This is a genomic window from Actinomadura sp. SCN-SB (assembly GCF_043906805.1).
Taxonomy (GTDB): Bacteria; Actinomycetota; Actinomycetes; order Streptosporangiales; family Streptosporangiaceae; genus Spirillospora.
In genome coordinates this window covers 44,843-64,325 of sequence record NZ_JBIMPP010000017.1, presented here as the reverse complement: position 1 = coordinate 64,325, position 19,483 = coordinate 44,843, and the positions used below count along the sequence as shown (strand labels likewise).

General features: G+C 73.0%; 14 protein-coding genes. 3 read left to right on the top strand and 11 right to left on the bottom strand.

Annotated features, from left to right (window positions below; all coding sequences use genetic code 11):
* Positions 1-7: 7 nt before the first annotated feature.
* The 9 genes from ACGWYJ_RS13965 to tkt form a co-directional block, all read right to left on the bottom strand.
* Complete coding sequence (locus ACGWYJ_RS13965; protein WP_395106351.1) at positions 8-1,201, bottom strand: sensor histidine kinase; 1,194 nt, start codon at positions 1,199-1,201, stop codon at positions 8-10.
* 69 nt (positions 1,202-1,270) lie between these two features.
* The gene (locus ACGWYJ_RS13960) at positions 1,271-2,467 is read right to left on the bottom strand and encodes an Ig-like domain-containing protein (RefSeq protein ID WP_395106350.1); all 1,197 of its coding nucleotides are present in this window, start codon (positions 2,465-2,467) and stop codon (positions 1,271-1,273) included.
* A 102-nt stretch (positions 2,468-2,569) separates the two neighbouring features.
* Positions 2,570-3,352: a 6-phosphogluconolactonase gene (gene pgl, locus ACGWYJ_RS13955; RefSeq protein ID WP_395106349.1), complete on the bottom strand. Its 783-nt coding sequence runs from the start codon at positions 3,350-3,352 to the stop codon at positions 2,570-2,572.
* The gene (locus tag ACGWYJ_RS13950; protein ID WP_395106348.1) at positions 3,349-4,377 is read right to left on the bottom strand and encodes a glucose-6-phosphate dehydrogenase assembly protein OpcA; all 1,029 of its coding nucleotides are present in this window, start codon (positions 4,375-4,377) and stop codon (positions 3,349-3,351) included. Before ACGWYJ_RS13950 ends, pgl begins: the two co-directional genes overlap by 4 nt.
* A gap of 12 nt (positions 4,378-4,389) precedes the next feature.
* Positions 4,390-5,916 carry a glucose-6-phosphate dehydrogenase gene (zwf, locus tag ACGWYJ_RS13945; RefSeq protein WP_395106347.1) on the bottom strand — a complete coding sequence of 509 codons (1,527 nt, stop codon included), beginning with the start codon at positions 5,914-5,916 and terminating at the stop codon, positions 4,390-4,392.
* A 236-nt stretch (positions 5,917-6,152) separates the two neighbouring features.
* The gene (locus ACGWYJ_RS13940) at positions 6,153-7,796 is read right to left on the bottom strand and encodes a phosphoheptose isomerase (RefSeq protein WP_395106346.1); all 1,644 of its coding nucleotides are present in this window, start codon (positions 7,794-7,796) and stop codon (positions 6,153-6,155) included.
* Positions 7,797-7,963: 167 nt separating this feature from the next.
* Positions 7,964-9,682, bottom strand: a complete 1,719-nt coding sequence (locus ACGWYJ_RS13935; protein WP_395106345.1) for a glucose-6-phosphate isomerase — start codon at positions 9,680-9,682, stop codon at positions 7,964-7,966.
* A 28-nt stretch (positions 9,683-9,710) separates the two neighbouring features.
* A complete protein-coding gene (gene tal, locus ACGWYJ_RS13930) occupies positions 9,711-10,820 on the bottom strand; it encodes a transaldolase (protein ID WP_395106344.1) in 1,110 nt (369 codons plus the stop codon).
* A gap of 17 nt (positions 10,821-10,837) precedes the next feature.
* Entirely contained in the window at positions 10,838-12,889 is a 2,052-nt protein-coding gene (tkt, locus tag ACGWYJ_RS13925; protein WP_395106405.1) for a transketolase, read from the bottom strand.
* A gap of 563 nt (positions 12,890-13,452) precedes the next feature.
* On the opposite strand from tkt, the gene ACGWYJ_RS13920 reads away from it, so the two are divergent.
* The 3 genes from ACGWYJ_RS13920 to ACGWYJ_RS13910 all read left to right on the top strand — a co-directional run bounded on the left by ACGWYJ_RS13920 (position 13,453) and on the right by ACGWYJ_RS13910 (position 16,803).
* Positions 13,453-14,478 (top strand): heme o synthase, encoded by a 1,026-nt coding sequence (locus tag ACGWYJ_RS13920; protein WP_395106343.1) that lies wholly within the window; start codon positions 13,453-13,455, stop codon positions 14,476-14,478.
* Positions 14,479-14,550: 72 nt separating this feature from the next.
* The gene (locus ACGWYJ_RS13915; protein WP_395106342.1) at positions 14,551-15,741 is read left to right on the top strand and encodes a PrsW family intramembrane metalloprotease; all 1,191 of its coding nucleotides are present in this window, start codon (positions 14,551-14,553) and stop codon (positions 15,739-15,741) included.
* A 66-nt stretch (positions 15,742-15,807) separates the two neighbouring features.
* Positions 15,808-16,803, top strand: coding sequence for a heme A synthase (locus tag ACGWYJ_RS13910; protein ID WP_395106341.1), 996 nt, complete (start codon positions 15,808-15,810; stop codon positions 16,801-16,803).
* Between the two features lie 30 nt (positions 16,804-16,833).
* On the opposite strand, the gene polX is transcribed toward ACGWYJ_RS13910, so the two are convergent.
* Together polX and prcB are read right to left on the bottom strand one after the other, a co-directional pair.
* Entirely contained in the window at positions 16,834-18,558 is a 1,725-nt protein-coding gene (gene polX, locus ACGWYJ_RS13905; RefSeq protein WP_395106340.1) for a DNA polymerase/3'-5' exonuclease PolX, read from the bottom strand.
* 64 nt (positions 18,559-18,622) lie between these two features.
* On the bottom strand, positions 18,623-19,462 hold the full coding sequence (gene prcB, locus ACGWYJ_RS13900; protein WP_395106339.1) for a proteasome subunit beta: 840 nt from the start codon (positions 19,460-19,462) through the stop codon (positions 18,623-18,625).
* Between the last annotated feature and the right edge of the window lie 21 nt (positions 19,463-19,483).

The window sequence follows — 19,483 nt, the reverse complement described above, 5'->3', positions numbered from 1 at the left end:
CACAACCCTAGGAGCCGACGGGCGGGGGAAGCGTGGCGTGGAGGCGGAACCGGCCGTCCTCGGTGCGGCCGTGCTCCAGTTCCCCGCCGAGCATGGTGACGCGTTCACGCAGGCCCACCAGGCCCATGCCCGCCCCGGGCAGGCCCGTGCCGTTCACGGCCGGTCCCGGCGGGAGCGGGTTGACGATCTCGACGCTGAGCCCGCCCGCGCCGGTGGCCGCGACGGTCACCCGCACCAGGGCGCCGGGGGCGTGCTTGCGGGCGTTGGTCAGCCCCTCCTGGACGATCCGGTACGCGTGACGCCCGATCCTCGACGGCACCTGGTCCGGGTCGGGCACCCGCTCGTCCAGCGTGACGTGCGTCCCGGCGCGCCGCGACTCCTCGATCAGCGCGGGCAGGTCGGTCAGGGTGGGCTGCGGCCGCTCGGCGGTGTCGCCCGTGCTCTCGGGCGGCGTGTCCCGCAGCATGCCGATCACCTGGCGCAGGTCCTCCATCGCCTCGTACGCGCCGCGCCGGATGATCCCGGCGGCCTCCCTCTGCTCGGCGGGCGCGTCGGCGTGGAACTCCAGCGCCCCGGCGTGGACGGCCAGCAGGGAGATCCGGTGGGCCAGCACGTCGTGCATCTCCCTGGCGATCCGCTCCCGTTCCAGGTGCCGCGCCTCCTCGACGCGCAGCCGCTGTCCCTCCTCGGCCTGCCGCGCCCGTTCCCTGAGCGACTCGATGAGCTGCCTCCGCGAGCGGATCAGGAGCCCGGTGGCGACCAGCGCCACGTACATGGACAGGAACACCGCCATCGACTCGACCCGCTCCTGATCCCCCATTCCGGGAACCACGGTGAACGCGAAGACGATGAACCCCCCGTTGAGGGCGGTCACCAGGGCGGTCGCACGCCACGAACAGTGCAGCGCGACGGTGAACACGCCCATCGCCGGCGTGCCCCACGCCGACCCGGAGAAGACGGCCATGACGGTCAGGACGAGGGTGACCGCCACGGGGCGGCGCCGCCGGAACAGCAGCAGGATGAGGCAGGCGACGATCCCGATCACCAGGTCGCGCACGGACTGCGCGGTGGAGGGGTGCGGACGGGTCTCCTGCGCGCCGAGGAAGGCCAGGGACCCGATGCACGCGGCGACCGCCACCACCGACACGTCACGCGCCGCCTGGGCCAGGACCGGGCTGCGCAGGGGCGAGCGGAACCTCACCGGATCAACGGTAGCCAGCACCCGGCCGGCACCGGGAGCGCCCAAAGTCGAGTGGCCCGTCTACTTTGGTCACTTCAGCGGGAGGCCCTTGACGGGGGCGCCGAGCGCGCTGCCCTTGACCCAGTCCTCCCAGGACTTGGCCCACGGCGTGGGGCCGTTGCCGAATTGCAGCTTGCGGGTCGTCCCGGTCACCTCGATGATGTCGCCGCGGTTGGTGAAGTGGTAGAACCACTTGGCGTCGGCCGGGGACGCGTTGACGCAGCCGTGGCTGACGTTGGCGCTTCCCTGCGCGCCGGTGGACCAGGGCGCCGAGTGGACGAACGTGCCGCTGTAGGTCATCCGGACGTTCCACTTCGTTGGGGTCCGGTACTCGCCGGGGTTGCCGGTGGTGGCCGAGTCCATGACCATGTCGGCCACCTTCTCCTGGGCGATCATCTTCCCGGAGTAGCTGTCGTCGCCGGGCTTGCCGAGGCTGACCTTCATCGTGCGGACGGTCCGGCCGTTCTCGGTCACCGTCGCCCGGTACTTCTTCGCGTCGATCAGGGTGATGTGCCGTGGCCCGACGGTGAACGTGGCCGTGCGGTCCTTCACGCCCCACAGGCCCTCCCCGGCCCGCACCCCGGCCAGGTGGGCGATGACCTTGACCTTCTGCCCGGTGGGCCAGTAGTCGCGGGGACGGAAGTTCACTTCCTTGTCGCTGATCCAGTACCAGGCGCCCTCGACGGGCTTGGACATGCGCACTTCCAGCGACCGCTCGACGTTCCGCTTGCCCTGTTCGGTGGTGACCGGCTTGGACAGCAGCAACTGGATGGGCATGCCCACGCCGACCTTCTCGCCGTCCAGCGGCGCCATGCCGCTCTCCAGCTTGGCCGTGGGCGTCAGGGTGGTGAAGGTGGACGTGGCGGTGGCCGCCTTACCGTCCGGGGCCGTGCTGCGGGCGGTGACGGTGTAGGTGGTGGCCGGCTTCAGGCCCCATGACGAACGCCACGAGGTGCCGTCGGCGGCGAGCTTGCCCTCCGCCTCGCGGCCCTTGCCGTCGGCGAGCGTGACACCGGCCAGCTTGCCCTTGTCGACCTTGACCACGACGGGCTGGTCGGGCGCCACGCCCTTGGCCCCGTTCGCCGGGGTGATGGCGAGTTCCGGAGGAGCGGCCTCCGCCTCCTTGCCGCCTGGTGTGCCGCCGTCGCCGGAGGAACACCCGGCGACCGCCAGTACCAGCGCGGCCGCCACCGCCGTGAACGCCCCGATCGCCCGACCCTGGAGCACCTGTGACCCTCCTCGCCATGGGATGCCGTGCACCCGCAAGGGGACATTCCCCAGGAAGTCACAATATTCGGGCAAAGGCCAGGCTATGACCAGGGCCGGGCGTCAAGGCGAGCCGACGCGGTCCATCCCCGGCGGCAGCCGGGACGCCGCCGCGCGGTCGAGCAGGAACAACGTGCGCTGGCGGCCCCGCGCGCCCGCCGCCGGCACCTGCACCGGCCCGGCGCCCGACAGCGCCATCCGCACCGCCGTGGCCTTGGACTCGCCCGCCGCCAGCACCCACACCTCGCGCGCCGCCCGGATCGACGGCAGCGTCAGCGACAGCCGCGTCGGCGGCGGCTTGGGCGCGCCGCGAACCGCCACCACGGGACGCTCGTCGTACAGCGCGGGCATCTCCGGGAACAGCGACGCCACATGCGCGTCCGGGCCGATCCCGAGCATCAGCACGTCGAAGGACGGCACCGGCCCGTGGTCCTCGGGACGGGACGCGGCGCGCAGCTCCTCGGCGTACCGCCGCGCCGCCGCCTCGGGATCGTCGCCGTCCGGGCCGTCGGACGCGGGCATCGGATGCACGCGGGCCGGATCGGCGTCCACCTTGTCGAGCAGCGCCTCACGGGCACCGGTCTCGTTGCGCTCGGCGTGGCCGGACGGCAGGAAACGCTCGTCGCCCCACCAGATGTCCAGGTTCCGCCAGTCGATGGCCTCCCGCGCGCCGGACGCGGCCAGCTCCGCCAGCACGGCCGTGCCCACCCCGCCGCCGGTGAGCACCACCGACGCGGTGCCGCGCGCGGCCTGCACGTCCACCAGGCGGGTCACCAGCCGCGCCGCGGCGGCCTTGGCCAGCAGCGACTGGTCGCTGTGGATCAGCACTCCCGGCGTGGCGCTCATGGAGCCTCCGTGCCGCCTTCGAGACCGGGCACCGGGTCCTCGGGCAGCTCGGGCGTCGCGCCGGAGGTCTCGGCCGCCTTGGCGCCCGGCGGCACCTCCGCCTGCGCGGCCACGGCCGCCAGGTCCTTGGCGAAGCGGGCCGCCGCCTCGTGATAGACCTCGTCGGGGTCGAGCCTGCGCAGCTCCTCGGCCAGCAGCTCCGGCAGCGGCCGCCGCATCAGCGACACCTGCCGGTCGGGCTGGTCGGGACGCGACAGCGTCGCCACCCGCCCGTCGGGCCGCGTCACCGTGATGTCGCCATCGGCCGTGACCAGCCGCACGCCGGTGATGCCGGGGCCGTCGGAGGCCGACCGCGCGAACGGGACGCCCAGCCGTAGCGACAGCCAGGCCGCCAGAAGCTCGGCGCTGGGACTGTCCGGCTCCGCCGTCACCTCGCCCGCGGTGATCTCCGCGTGCTCCTGGTCGAGCGCGGCGGCCAGCAGCGACCGCCACGTGGTGAGCCGGGTCCAGCTGAAGTCGGTGTCGCCGGGTTTGTAGACCTCCGCCAGCCGGGCCAGCGTGCCCAGCCGGTCGGGCGCGGCGTAGGCGTCGGTGACCCGGCGCTGCGCCAGCCTGCCCAGCGGATCCTTGCTGGGCGCCTCCGGCACCTTGCCGCCCGGCCACCAGGTCACCACCGGCGTGTCCGGCATCAGCAGCGGCACCACCACCGAGTCGGCGTGCAGCGCCAGCGGCCCGTACATCCGCAGCAGCACCGTCTCGCCCGGCCCGGTCTCGCCCAGCCGGATCTCGGCGTCCAGCCTGGAGGTGTTGCCCCGCGAGTCCCGCGAGATGACCGTCAGCACCCGGCAGGGATGCTCACGGGCCGCCTCGGTCGCCGCGCGCACCGCGTCGTACTGCGCCGACTCGTCCGTCACGATGATCAAGGTGAGCACCATGCCGACGGCGGGGCCGCCCATCAGGTGCCGGGCCTGGGTCAGCGCGTCCTGGATCCGGCGCGTGGTGGTGTTGGTGAGGTCGATGTTCACGTGTTCTCGCTCCTAGAGCCGCCGCCAGGAGCGGCCGTCGCGCGCCATCAGCCTGTCGGCGCTTTCGGGCCCGTAGCCCCCGGACTTGTACTGGTCCATCCCCGGGGTCGCCGCCCAGTGCTCGGTGATCGGGTCGAGGATCCGCCAGGACAGCTCGACCTCCTCCTGCCGGGGGAACAGGGGCGGGTCGCCGATCAGCACGTCCAGCAGCAGCCGCTCGTACGCCTCGGGTGAGGCCTCGGTGAACGACTCGCCGTAGGCGAAGTCCATGTTGACGTCGCGGATCTCCATCGAGGTGCCCGGCACCTTCGAGCCGAACCGCACCGTGATGCCCTCGTCCGGCTGCACCCGCATCACCAGCGCGTTCTCGCCCAGCTCCTCGGTGTCGGTCTGCGAGAACGGCAGGTGCGGCGCCTGCTGGAACACCAGCGCCACCTCGGTCACCCGGCGGCTGAGCCGCTTGCCGGTGCGCAGGTAGAACGGCACCCCCGCCCAGCGCCGGTTGTCGATCTCCAGCTTGATGGCGGCGTAGGTCTCGGTCCTGGAGTCGGCGGGGATGCCGTCCTCCTCCAGGTAGCCCCGCACGCTCACGCCGCCCTGCCAGCCCGCCGCGTACTGGCCGCGGGCGGTGGAGGCGTCCAGGTCGCCCGGCACCCGCACCGAGGACAGGATCTTGGCCTTCTCCGCCCGGACCGCCTCCGCGCTGAACGAGGTCGGCTCCTCCATCGCGGTCAGCGCCAGCAACTGGAGGAGATGGTTCTGGATCACGTCCCTGGCGGCGCCGATCCCGTCGTAGTAGCCGGCCCGCCCGCCGATGCCGATGTCCTCGGCCATGGTGATCTGCACGTGGTCGATGTACGAGCGGTTCCACAGCGGCTCGAACATGGAGTTGGCGAACCGCAGCGCCAGGATGTTCTGGACGGTCTCCTTGCCCAGGTAGTGGTCGATCCTGAAGATCGACTCCTCGGGGAAGACCTGGTGGACGGTGTCGTTGAGCTCCTTGGCGCTGGCCAGGTCGTGCCCGAACGGCTTCTCGATGACCACCCGCCGCCAGGACTCGTCGCCGTGGTCGGCCAGCCCGGCGCGCTGCAGCTGCTCCACCACCTGGGGGAAGAACTTCGGCGGGATCGACAGGTAGAAGGCGTAGTTGCCGCCGGTGCCGCGGACGACGTCCAGCTCCTTGACCGCCATCGCCAGCGCGTCGAACGCGCCCGGGTCGTCGAACTCGCCGGGGACGAAGTGCATGCCCTCCGACAGGTGCTTCCAGACGTCCTCCCGGAACGGCGTCCGGGCGTGCTCCTTGACCGACTCGTAGGCGATGTGCCGGAAGTCCTGGTGGTCCCAGTCGCGGCGGGCGAACCCCACGAGCGAGAACCCCGGCGGCAGCAGCCCGCGGTTGGCCAGGTCGTAGATGGCGGGCAGCAGCTTCTTGCGGGCCAGGTCCCCGGTGACACCGAACAGCACCAGCACGCACGGCCCCGCCACCCGAGGCAGCCGCTTGTCCCGGGGATCCCGGAGCGGGTTGGGTGTCTTGGTCACGTGAGGGCCCCCTCTTTCCAGATCATCGATGCCGTCCAGCCGACGGCCGCGCCGACCCGGTCGCCGTCGCGGACGCGTCGTCGCTCAGCGGTACGCACGTGCGGCCGCCGTATCCTCACCCCGCCGCTCGGCGTTCCCTATCCCATAGGGGTATACGCCACCGCCGAGGTGATCATTCCCGATCCCGGGCCGCTCGTCGGATGCCTGCCCCCGATCGCGCCCGACGAACACCGGCGTCATGCCCACGCCGCCGTCCCGGCGGCCTCGGACAGGCGCCGCGCGCCCTCCACGGGGTCGCGCAGATGCAGCCGCACCACCGGAAGCCCGCGGCGCCGCAGCGCCCGCGTCTCGGCGATGGCGCGGGCCAGCCGCAGCCTCGCCAGGCTGTAGGGGCGGCCCGCCACCGGCTCGACGGCCAGCGGGTCGCCCGCGGGCGGGTCGCCGCTGACGATCAGGAACGCGCCGGTGCCCGGCCCGTCCAGGTGGACCGGGGCGGTGGCGTGCAGGTGCGCGGGGCCCGTCCCGTAGGTCACCGGGCGGCCCGACCGGCGGGCCAGCCCCGGCGCCGGCTCCCGCCCGGTGAAGCCGCCGGTGACGTACGAGGAGACCGACAGGTAGCCGTCCCAGGGGACGCCCTCCACCAGCGCCTCCAGCGTCATCGGGAGGTCGGCGCGGCCCACCCCGCCCGGCCAGACGAAGTCGGCGTGGATCTCGATGTCGCCGTCCACGTACGCGGGCCGCTGGTCGGGCAGCGGGCCCGGCCCGGCCGCCCGGAGCATCGTCACCGCGTCGTCCTCGATCTCCCGCGCCATCGCGCCGGCCGGCTCGAACGGGTTCACGCCCATCAGCCAGCCCGCCACCGCCGCGGCGTACTGCCAGAGCAGGAACTGCGCGCCCAGCGGCGCCCACACCGAGGTGTCGGCCTCCGAGGGCCCCTCCCGCGGGTTGATCTCCAGCGTGTGCGCGTCGGGGATCGGGCCGGGGCCGCCCGGCGGCTCGAACGCCAGCAGCCCCCGCCCCTGCCGCCCGGTGGCGCAGGCCAGCAGGTGGGTGATCCAGGCCGACAGGGGACCGCCGCCCGGCGGCTCGTGCAGGATCAGCTTGTCCTGGGGCCGCCCGTCGGCGCCGCGTTGCGCGCAGCCGCCGAGGATGGCGCCGAGCAGCAGTCCCGGGTTGTCGTCGTCCTTGGACAGCGACGGCAGCAGCGTCGCCGCCTCGTCCAGCAGCGTGTGCGCGTCCGCGCCCGCCAGGACGGCCGGGACCAGCCCGTACGCCGACAGCGCGCTGAAATGGCCGGGCAGGTTCGGGTCGGTCAGGCCGATGCGGAACGCGCTCTGCTTGGCGTACTCGTGCAGCGGGCTGCCATGGTCGGTGATCACCAGGAACCGGCCGGCGATCTCCTGCTCGGACATCCCCAGCGCGCGGAACGCCTCGGAGAGGATCCGCCGGTACGCGTCGCCTTCCAGGGACACCCCGGACTTGCTGGACAGCACCACCAGGGTCCGGTCCAGCCGCTCCAGCGCCCGGCCGAGCGCGGCGGTGTCACCGCCGTCCAGCACCGTCAGCCGGGAGGCCGCGGGCCCGCCCGCCATGATCGCCTTGGCGGCCAGGCTCTCGGCGCCCAGCCCGATCAGCACGATGTGGTCCAGCCCCGTGTAGCGGATCTCCGCGACCAGTCCCTCGATCTGGTCCAGCAGCCCGCGGGAGGTGAACGGCAGGTCGAGCCAGCCCAGCCGGCCGTGGTCGACCGCGCGCCGCCCCCACAGGCGCGGATCCTTGGTGGCGAGGGCGGCGGGCACGCCGCAGCTCACGAGGTGGTCCCGTGCCTGCAGTGCCGCGTCCAGCACGTCGCCGCGCGTCAGTACGTCGAATCCGGACACCGTTCCCTCCCGGCCTCCTATGGTTCCAGGAGTGAACGGGCGTCCGCGACCCTCTGGGCGATCCTGTGCGATCTTCTGGTTCCGGACCGTGAGGAGCGCCACGCTCCCCGCCGGGCTCGGGGGCCGATTCAAGGGGCGGGTTCAGGGGCCGGGTTCAGGGGCCGGGTTCAGGAGGTGAGGGCCTTGGCGAGCTGCGCCAGGCCGTCCACCCGGTCCCTGAGGTGCAGCCGGACGGCGGGACGCCCGAGCGAGCGCAGCACCCGCAGATCGCCGAACGCCTGCGCCAGATGCAACTGCCCCAGCGTGTACGGGCGGCCGGGCACCGGGATGTCCGCGGCGGCGTCACCGGTGATCACCAGGAACGCCCCGTTCGGCGGCCCGCCCTTGTGGTACTGGCCGGTGGTGTCCAGGTACCGGGGCCCCCATCCGAAGGTGACCGGGACGGGGTTCTTGCGGACGACGGCGCCCCGCCCGGCCAGCAGCGAGCGCAGCCCGGCCGCGTCCGCGTCGCCCCGCCGGTCGAGGTACGCCAGCACGGCCAGGTAGCCGCCGTCCGGGACCGACGACAGCAGCTCGTCCAGGGCGGCCGGGAGCGACCCCGCGCCCTTGAGCGCGCCCTTCAGCAGCTCTCCCGGGTCGTGGACCTCCACGGCACCCGCCACCATGGCGGGCGCGCGCCCGATCACGGTCGGGGCGCCGCCCTCCTCGGCGCGCAGCAGCGCGGCGGTGTTGCGCGCCGACTCCCGGACGTCGGGACGGTCGAACGGGTTGACGCCCGTGACGCGGGCCGCGACCGCCGTGGCGTACTCCCACAGCAGGAACTGCGCGCCCAGCGGGCCCGCGACGCCCAGCTCCGCGTCCTCCCGCGCCCCGTGCTCCCCGGGACGGTCGCCCAGCATGATGCGGCACGCGCCGTCGGCGGCGCCGAATCCGGGCGCCTCCACGCCCTCGACGACGACCGGCAGCGGTCCCTTGCCCTGCTTCCCCATCGACTCGGCGATCAGATGCTCCGCCCAGCCGCCCAGGCCCGCCTCCTGGTCGGCGATGACCAGCGCGCCGTGGCCCGTGCCGCGCCCGGGCGAGGCGGCCGAGACCGCGCCGAGGGCGGCGCCCAGGGTGAGCGCCGGGTTGTCGAAGGGCTGACCCAGCGCGGGGGCCAGCGCGGCGGCCTCGTCCAGCAGCCGCGCCACGTCCGCGCCCGCCAGCGCGCTCGGGACGAGCCCCGTCGCGTCGAGGGCGCCGTAGGGGTCCGGCACGCCGGGGCTCGCCTCGACGAGCCGGTGACCGGACTCCTCCGCCAGCCTCGCCAGCGGCGATCCCGGCTCGGTCACCACCAGGAAGCGGCGGGCCAGCTCGGGCCCGGTGATCCCGGCCCGCGCGAAGGCGCCCTCGAAGATCCGCCGGTGGGCGTCCACCACCAGGTCCGAGCCGTCCCGGCTCGACAGGACCACCAGCGTGCGCGCCAGCCGCCCGTCGGCGAGGACCGCGCCGGCCTGCCGCGGGTCGGTGCCGTCCAGGACGGTCAGGTCCGCCCCCGCGTGCCGGCCGATCACCTCGGGCGCGGTCGCGCCGCCGCCCGTCGCCACCAACACCAGCCGGTCCAGCCCGGCGCCGCGGGCCTCGCCGGCGATCCCGGCGAGCCGCGCGAGCAGCCCTTTGGACCGTTCCGGCAGGTCGAGCCAGCCGAGCCCCCGCTCGGCGGCCGGGGCCGCGTCGGGCCCCCACAGCCGGAACGCGCGGCACCCGCCCCCCGGACGGGACGCGCCCGGCCGCAGCCCGGCGGGGACGCCGTCGGAGACCAGACGTTCCAGAACCGTCTCGCCCGCCTCCACGACGGCGCCCCGCATGGTGACCGAGATCCCCCCGGCGGTCACCACGGACGTCATGCGCTCCCCCGATACGCTCCCGTGCGGGCTAGCGCTCCTTGTCCTTCAGCTCGCCCGCGATCGAACCGAGCAGCTCGTTCCAGGAGGTGGCGAACTTCTCCACCCCCTCGTCCTCCAGCACCCGGACGACGTCGTCGTAGTCGACGCCGACCCGCTTGAGGGCGTTCATGTGCTCGCGGGCCTCATCGTAGGCCCCCTGGACGGTGTTGCCCGGGACCTCGGCGTGGTCGGCCGCCGCGTCGAGCGTCGCCTCCGGCATGGTGTTCACCGTGTTCGGCGCGATCAGCTGGTCGACGTAGAGGGTGTCGGGCAGGTTCGGGTCCTTGACCCCGGTGGACGCCCACAGCGGGCGCTGCGCCCGCGCCCCGGCGTCCTTGAGCGCCTTCCAGCGGTCGGTGCCGAACTTCTCCTCGTACAGCGCGTACGCGAGCCGGGCGTTGGCCACGCCCGCCTTGGAACGCAGCGCCTTGGCCTCCGGCGAGCCGATCTTGTCCAGCCGCTTGTCGATCTCGGTGTCCACCCGGCTGACGAAGAACGAGGCGACCGACGCGATCGAGGACAGGTCGCGCCCGTTGGCGCGGGCCCGCTCCAGGCCCTCGAAGAACGCGTCGATGACCTCGCCGTACCGGGCCAGCGAGAAGATCAGCGTCACGTTCACGCTGATGCCCTCCGACAGCGCCTGGCTGATCGCGGGCAGCCCCTCGCGGGTCGCGGGGATCTTGATGAACAGGTTGGGCCGGTCCACCAGCCACCACAGCGCCCGCGCCTCGGCCACGGTGCGCTCGGTGTCGCGGGCCAGCCGCGGGTCCACCTCCAGCGACACCCGCCCGTCCTTGCCCTCGGTGCGGTCGTAGACGGGCCGTAGCACGTCGCAGCCCCAGCGGATGTCGTAGGTGGTGATGGCGCGGGCCGCCTCCTCCACGTCCACGCCGCGGACCGTCAGGTCGCGCACCTGGTCGTCGTACGCGGAGCCCTTGCTCAGCGCCTTGGAGAAGATGGTCGGATTGGAGGTGACCCCGACGACGTGCCGCTCCTTGACGAGCTGTTCGAGGTTGCCGGTGCGCAGCCGCTCCCGGCTGATGTCGTCCAGCCAGATCGACACGCCCTGGTCGGAGAGCCTCTTCAAGTTCTCGGTCATGGCCTCGTCTCGCTTTCTCAGTTGCCCGTGGTCTCGCCGCGGCCCGCGCCGTGCACCCCCGCGTTGATCAGACTGGCGTGCGCGGCGGCCACCACCCGCTCGGCGGTGATGCCGAACTGCTGGAACAGCGTCTTGTAGTCGGCCGACGCGCCGAAGTGCTCCAGGCTCACCGACTCGCCGGCGTCCCCCACGTACCGGCGCCAGCCCAGCGCGACCCCCGCCTCCACCGACACGCGGGCCCGCACCGACGGCGGCAGCACCTCCTGCTTGTACGCCTCGTCCTGCGCCTCGAACCACTCCACGCACGGCATCGACACGACCCGCGTGGGCGTGCCCTCGGCCTCCAGCGTCTCCCGGGCCTCCAGCGCCAGATGCACCTCGCTGCCCGTCGCGATGATGATCACCTCCGGGCGGCCGTCGCTCGCGTCCGCCAGGACGTACCCGCCCCGCGACACGCCCTCGGCCGACGCCAGGCCGTCGCCCCGGTCCAGGGTCGGCAGCTTCTGCCGGGTCAGCGCCAGGCCCGCGGGACGGTCGGTGTGCTCCAGGATCGTCCGCCAGGCGTGGGCGGTCTCGTTGGCGTCGGCCGGCCGCACCACGTCCAGGCCGGGGATCGCGCGCAGCGCCCACAGGTGCTCGACCGGCTGGTGGGTGGGGCCGTCCTCGCCCAGGCCGATCGAGTCGTGCGTCCACACGAACGTCACCGGCAGCTTCATCAGCGCGGCCAGCCGCACCGCCGGGCGCATGTAGTCACTGAAGATCAGGAAGGTGCCGCCGTAGGGGCGGGTGCCGCCGTGCAGGGCGATCCCGTTGCAGATCGCGCCCATCGCGTGCTCCCGCACCCCGAAGTGCAGCGTGCGGCCGTACCGGTGGCCGGGGAACTCCTTGGTCTGGAACTCCTCGGGGATGAACGACGGCTCGCCCTTCATCGTGGTGTTGTTGCTCTCGGCCAGGTCGGCCGACCCGCCCCACAGCTCCGGCAGCACCGGCGCCAGCGCGCCCAGGATCTGCCCGGACGCGGCGCGGGTCGCCAGGTCCTTGCCGGGCTCGAACTCCGGCAGCGCCGAGGCCCAGCCGTCCGGCAGCCGGCGCGCGGAGATCCGGTCGTACTCGGCGGCGCGCTCGGCGTTGGCCTGCCGCCAGCCCTGGAAGGTCTTCTCCCATTCCGCGTGCAGGGCACGGCCCCGGTCCGCCACGGCGCGGGCGTGCTCCAGGACGTCCTCGGGCACCTGGAAGCTCGTGTCCGGATCCATGCCCAGGATCCGCTTGGTGGCCGCGACCTCCTCGGCGCCCAGCGCCGAGCCGTGGATCTTGCCGGTGTTCTTCTTGTTCGGCGCCGGCCAGCCGATGATCGTGCGCAGCGCGATCAGGGACGGCCGCTCGGTCTCGGCCCTGGCCGCCTCGAACGCCGCCGCCAGCTCCGCGACGTTCTCCTCGTAGTCGCCGCCCGCCGTCCAGTCGACATGGTGGACGTCCCAGCCGTAGGCGGCGTAGCGGGCGCGCACGTCCTCCGACAACGCGATCGCCGTGTCGTCCTCGATGGAGATGTGGTTGTCGTCGTACAGCAGCACCAGGTTGCCCAGCTTCTGGTGCCCGGCCAGGGCGGACGCCTCGTGGCTGATGCCCTCCTCGATGTCGCCGTCGGACGCGAACGTCCAGATGGTGTGGTCGAAGGGGGACTCGCCCGGCGCCGCGTCCGGGTCGAACAGGCCGCGCTCGCGGCGCGCCGCCATCGCCATGCCCACGGCGTTGGCGATGCCCTGGCCCAGCGGGCCCGTCGTGGTCTCCACGCCCGCGGTGTGGCCGTACTCGGGGTGGCCGGGGGTGAGGCTGTTCCACTTGCGGAGCGACTTGAGGTCGTCCAGCGTCAAGGGGTACCCGGACAGGTAGAGCTGGATGTACAGGGTCAGGCTCGAATGCCCGCAGGAGAGCACGAACCGGTCCCGGCCGGGCCAGGTGGGATCCGTCGGGTCGTGCCGAAGGAACCGCTGGAAGAGCAGGTAGGCGGCCGGGGCGAGGCTCATCGCCGTACCGGGGTGGCCGGAGCCCGCCTCCTCGACCGCGTCCATGGCGAGGGCGCGGATCACGTCCACCGCCCGCCGGTCCAGATCGGACCATTCAAACGTGCTGATGTCCCCACTCACGGAACGCCAGGCTCCTCTCGAACCGAATCGTCTTCCCGTCTGCCGGGGTGTACGGCTCCCTGCGCCCCCATGGCCGAACCCCGCGCTCGGCTGAACGTGATCTCGCGGGCGTGTCTTCCCCGATCGCCCCGTGCACGGCCGCTTCGAGCGGACCCGTTGAAGATCATGCCTTGCCCTTCCGACCCTATCGAACGGGGCAGCGGCGCTCGGGGGACCCGCTGTAGACGACCCTTGCCCAGAGCGTTTCGCGACTAACCCCCCGCAGGGGTGAACCCTGGGGGGAGAAGCGGGCACCCCGTCCTGGCGACGCGCGTGGGGGTGCCCCGGTGCACGGCCGCGGCGAGGGCGGGACTACAGTGATGGCGCGGCCGGGAGAGAGAGACAAAGGCCGTAGCAGAACCCCTAATCCGAGGTGGCGGCCAAATCGCGCGGGGGCACCGCCGAAGTGGTACGCGATTTCTCATGCCTAGTTGGACGTGGACCCGATTGTGACGGTGCTCAGTAACAAGCGCGCGGTCGATCTCGACGACCTCGCCGACGCGGTGCCCGACGCGCCCCCACCGCCGGCGGCGGCGGGGGCGGGGGCGCCGGACGCGGCCCGCGCCGCCAGGCGTCCGGTGGGCGGGCTCGTGCGCGCCTACGTGGCGCTGACCAAGCCGCGCGTGATCGAGCTGCTGCTGATCACGACGCTGCCGGTGATGTTCCTGGCCGCCGGGGGCGTGCCGCCCGCCGGGGTCGCGCTGGCCACGCTGGCGTTCGGCACCCTGTCCGCGGGCGCGGCCAACGCGATCAACTGCTACATCGACCGCGACATCGACGCCAAGATGCGCCGCACCCGCCGCCGCCCGCTGGCCCGCGCCCAGAGCGGGACGCGGCAGATCAGCCCCGCCGAGGCGCTGGTGTTCGGGGTGGTGCTGGCGGCGGCGTCCACGGCGGGGTTCGCCCTGGCCGTCAACGCGCTGGCCGCGGCCCTGTCGCTGTTCGCGATCCTGTTCTACGTCTTCGTGTACTCGCTGCTGCTCAAGCGGCGCACGTCGCAGAACGTGGTCTGGGGCGGCATCGCGGGCTGCATGCCCGTCCTGATCGGCTGGGCCGCCGTCACCGGGCGGCTGGACTGGACCCCGTTCGTCCTGTTCGGCGTGGTGTTCCTGTGGACGCCGCCGCATACCTGGACGCTGGCCATGCGCTACCGCGAGGACTACGCCGTCGCCAAGGTCCCGATGCTTCCCGTCGTGGCGACCGAGACCCGCGTGATCGTGGAGAGCCTGCTGTACACGTGGGCCACCGTCGCCTGCTCCCTGCTGCTGTGGCCGGTCGCGGGGATGAGCGTCGTGTACGGGGCGCTCGCGGTCGCCCTGGGCGCCGTCTTCCTGCTGGAGGGGCACCGCCTGCTGCGCGCCTCCCGCGCGGGAGTGACCGGTGTGCACCTGAGGCCGATGCGGTTCTTCCACCTGTCCAACGTCTATCTCGCCCTGCTCTTCACGGCCGTGGCGCTGGACCCCATCTTCACGTAGGCCCACTTCACCTGGGCCGCGGCCGGGGGGTCGTCCTTACGGCCGGGAGGCGGATCCGGTTACGCTCGCGGAATGACAGGCGTAGATCCGAAAGCGGTGCTCGAGGGGCGTGTCGCCGGGCGTCCTCCGATCGGGCTCATCGTGGGGATCACCATCTCGGCGGTGTGCGGCATCCTCGCCCTCCTCGTGGACGCCATCGACGGCGGCCCGGGGTTCTGGGCGGGGCTCGCCCTGGCCATCCTCCCCATCCCGCTGCTGATCTCGCTGGTGCTGGCGCTGGACCGGCTGGAACCCGAACCGCCCAGGATGCTCGTGTTCGCGTTCGCGTGGGGCGCCGGCGTGGCCGTGCTGGGCGCGCTCGTCCTCAACACCCTCGGCCTCATCTACATCACCACGCCGATCTTCGGTGAGACCGAGGCCCATTACGTCAGCGCCACGTTCGGCGCCCCGCTGATCGAGGAGACCCTCAAGGGCTCGGTACTCTTCGGCATCCTGTGGTTCCGCCGCAACGAAATCGACGGGATCGTCGACGGGATCATCTACGCCGCCATGGTGGGCTTCGGCTTCGCCATGATGGAGAACATCACCTACTACTCGCGCGCGTTCGACGAGCAGGGCGCCGCGGGGCTCCAGGCCACCTTCGTGCTGCGCGGCGTCATCGCGCCCCTCAGCCACCCGCTGTTCACGTCCATGACCGGGCTGGGCGTGGCCTGGGCCGCGACCCACCGGCGGTTCCGCGCCGGCGCCGTCCTGCTGGGCCTGTTCGGCGCGATGCTGCTGCACGGCCTGTGGAACGGGTCCACCGCGCTCGGCGCCGGCGGGCTGCTGCTGGTGTACGTGCTCGACCTGCTCATCCTGATCGTCCTGGTGATCATGATCCTGGTGGAGCGGCACGGAACCGTCCAGCGGATCCGCTCCTACCTGCCGATGTACGGCAACACGGGACTGGTCACGCCCGCCGACGTGCGAATGCTGGGCAGCATGCACGCCCGCCGCGCCGCCCGCCGCTGGGCCCGCCGGGTCGGCGGCCAGGGCGCCGCCCGCGCCATGACCGACTACCAGCTCGCCGCGACCGAGCTGGCGCTGCTCCACAAACGCGCCGAACGCGGCGTCGCCGACCCCCGCTGGTTCGAGAGCCGCCGCGACGCCCTCCTCGGCCTCATGGCCCTGGCCCGCCAGGCGTTCCTGCGCACCCCGCCGGTCGGCGCCCCGCCCTGGGCCCGCCAGGGCCCTTCGGGCTTCATGCCGCCCCCCAGCCATTGACCCCCGGACGTTGGCCCAGGGGCTTGCCCGGGGGGCGAATCCGGGTTACGGGACACCGCCCATACGATGAATGCCGTGGCTGAAGGAAATCCCCTGACGCGCGTGCGCGACGCCGTGTGGCGGCCGACGCCCGCCTCGATGCGGGTGCTCGCCCTGCTCGGCGTGATCGGGAACGCGGGCATCATCGGCACCGGAGGCGCCGTCCGCGTCACCGAGTCCGGCCTGGGCTGCCCCGAATGGCCGCGCTGCACGGGGGACAGCCTGGTGCCGACGCACAGCCCCGAGCATCCGGCCGTGAACATGGCCATCGAGTTCGGCAACCGGATGCTGACCTTCCTCGTCCTGGCGGTGGGCCTGCTGGTGTTCATCGCGGCGCTGCGCCTGGCGCCGCGGCGCCGCGGGCTGGTATGGCTGGCCGCCGCGCAGCCCGCCAGCGTGGTCGCCCAGGCCGTCATCGGCGGCATCGTGGTGCTGACCAAGCTCCATCCCACGTCGGTGTCGCTGCACTTCCTGGTGTCGCCCGCGCTGCTGATCTTCTGCGTGGCGCTGTGGGTCCGGGTCGGCGAGACCGACGAGCCGCCGCGCCGCGTGGTGGGGCCCGCCGTGCGCCGGCTGGCCGGCGCGCTGGCCGCGGCCACGGGGCTGGTGCTGGTCGCGGGCACGGTCGTCACCGGCACCGGCCCGCACGCGGGCGACGCGGAGGCCCGCCGGTACGGTTTCAACATCGAGGACGTCACCCGCGTCCACAGCTCGCTGGCCTGGGTCACCGTCGCCCTGACGGTCACGCTCCTGGTGGTGCTGCACCGCGTCCGGGCCCCCGCCGGGCTCCGGCGCCGCGCCCTGGAGCTGTTCGCGCTCGAACTCGCCCAGGGCCTGATCGGCTACGTCCAGTACTTCATGGGCGTCCCGGCGGCCCTAGTCGTCCTGCACATGCTCGGCGCCGCCCTCATGTGGATCGCCGCCCTGCGCGTCGTGCTCGCGACACGCACCCGGGGACCCGTCTCCCCTGCGCCCGAGCCGAGGTTGCCGCGTCGCAAGGCCCACCAGGTCCTGCCCGCCTAGACGGGCCGCGGTCGGGAGCGGGCGGGCCTCTCAGCGTGCCGGCTTCTGAAGGAAGGCGCGGAGCCTGTCCAGCGGCCAGGTGTTGATCACGTCGTCGGGGGTGAGCCAGCCCCGCTGGGCGGTGCCGATGCCGTAGCGGATGTTGCGGTGGTGGGCCACGGAGTGGGCGTCGGTGTCGACGGCGAACTTCACGCCGTGGCGCAGCGCGCGGCGGATCAGGTCGGCGGGCAGGTCGAGGCGGTCGGGGAACGAGTCGATCTCCAGGGCGGTGCCGGTGCGGGCGGCGGCCTTGAAGACCTCGTCCCAGTCGGCGTCCACCGGACGGCGCCTGCCGATCGACCGGGCCGTGGGATGGCCGATCACGTGGACGTGCGGGTTCTCGCAGGCGCGGACGAGACGGCGGGTCATCTCGTCCTGGCCCTGGGTGAAGTGCGAGTGGATCGAGGCGACGCAGATGTCGAACCCGGACAGGAACTCGGCGTCCCAGTCCACGTCGCCGTCCGGGTCGATGTTCAGCTCGGTGCCGTGCAGCAGGGTCAGCCCCGGGTGCCTCTCCTGAAGCGCCCGGACGCGCTCGCGCTGGGCGAGCATCTTCTCGTCGGTCATCCGCTGCATGAACAGGTTGGGCGCGTGATCGGTGATCGCGTAGTACTCCAGGCCGCGCCGCTCGGCGGCCTCCACCATCTGCTCCAGGGACGCGGTGCCGTCGGTGAGGTCGGTGTGGGAGTGCAGGTCGCCCCTGAGGTCCTCGACGGTGACCAGGCGGGGGAGGGTGCCGTCGAGCGCGGCCTGGATCTCGCCGGCGTCCTCGCGCAGGACGGGCGGGATCCAGGGCAGGCCGAGCCGGGCGTAGACCTCCTCCTCGGTCTCGGAGACGATCAGCTCGTTCGACTCGGCGTCGAACAGGCCGTACTCGGAGAGCTTGAGCCCGGCGCGTACGGCGATCTCGCGGGTGCGGATGTTGTGCGCCTGCGAACCGGTGAAGTACTGCAGGGCGGCGCCCCAGGACTCGGGCGGCACGACCCGCAGGTCCACCTGAAGGCCGCGGGACGTGCGCACCGAGGTCTTCTTCTCGCCGCTCGCGATCACCTCGGTCACGTACGGCAGCGCGGTGAACGCCTCCATGATCGGGCGCGGGTCGGAGGAGGCGGCCAGCACGTCGATGTCGCCGATCGTCTCCCGCATCCGCCGCAGCGACCCCGCGTACGTGCAGCGGCGGCACCCGGTCACCGCCGACAGCGCCGTGACGATCTCGTCGGCGAGGCCGGCCGCCACGTCCAGCAGGACGCGCTCGCCCGACTGCTGCATCAGCTCGATGCCGTGCAGGATGTTCTCCTCGGTCTTGGCGCCGAACCCCTTGAGCCCGCGCAGGCGGCCGTCGCGGATCGCGTCGGCCAGCTCGGGCACCGAGGAGATGCCCAGTTCCTCGTACACCGCCAGCGCCTTCTTGGGGCCGAGGGTGGGGATCGTGGTCAGGGTGCGCACGCCCGCGGGGATCTGGGCGCGCAGCTCCTCCACCTGCCGGATGGTGCCGGTGGTGTTGTAGTCCACCAGCTTCTTGGCGATCGCCTCGCCGACGGAGGGGATGCGCCTCAGCCCGGCCAGGTCCATCGTGGAGATGTCGTCGGGATAGCCCGCGATCGCCCGTGCCGCCTTCTCGTACGCCCGTACCTTGAAGGCGTCCCCGCCCGTGATCGACAGCAGGTCGGCCAGCTCCTGGATGAGGGCCGCCGCCTCCTCGTTCGCCCGTGCCATAGGCGCGAGTCTAGGCGGCGGGTACGACGTTCTCCCGTGGCGGCCGCCCGCGCCCCGCCGCTGGTCAGCGCAGCGGCGCCACCGGGCCGTCGGGGCGTTCGAGCCGGTCCCGCATGACCGCCTCGGAGATCCGCGCGACCTCCTCGCCGGGCAGCCTGCGGTAGCCGTCGGCGGTGACCACGGAGATCACCGGGTACAGGCCGCGGGAGCCGTCCGGCAGGCCCGTCGCGGTGTCGTCCTCGGCCGCGTCGTAGAGGGCGTGGACGGCCACCGTGGCGGCGTCCTCGGCCGACAGGTCGCGGCGGTAGAGCTTCTTGAGGGCGCCGGTCGCGTACGGGGAGCCCGATCCCTCGGCGTGGAAGTCGCGGGCCTCCTGCGGCGAGCCGGTGATGTCGTAGGTGTAGATCCTGCCCTCGTCCGCGTCCGGGTCGTACCCGGCGAACAGCGGCACCACCGCGAGGCCCTGGAGTGCCATGGCGAGGTTGGCCTGGACGACGGCGCCGAGCCTGCGGGCCTTGCCCGGCAGGGACAGCGGCATCGTCTCCATCTTCTCGTAGTGCTCCAGCTCCACCTGGAAGAGCCGCATCATCTCCAGCGCGAACCCCACCGCCCCGGCGAAGGCGACCACGGAGTACTCGTCGGCGCGCTGCACCTTCTCCAGTTCGCGATAGGCGATCTGGTTGCCGCGCACGGCGCGGCGGTCACCGGCCATGAGCACCCCGCCGGGGAACGTCATGGCCAGCACGGTGGTGCCGTGCGGGAGGTCCGGCGCTGTGGCGCCGTCCTCCAGCCGGTTCACCGGCAGCATGTCCGGGGAGTGGAGGCGCAGGAAGTCGACGAAGGACGGCGTGCCCGCCTCGAAGTACTCGGGCGGCAGCCCCTGTTCCTGTGGCCGGCCGGTCACGGTGACCCCTCTCCGATGTCG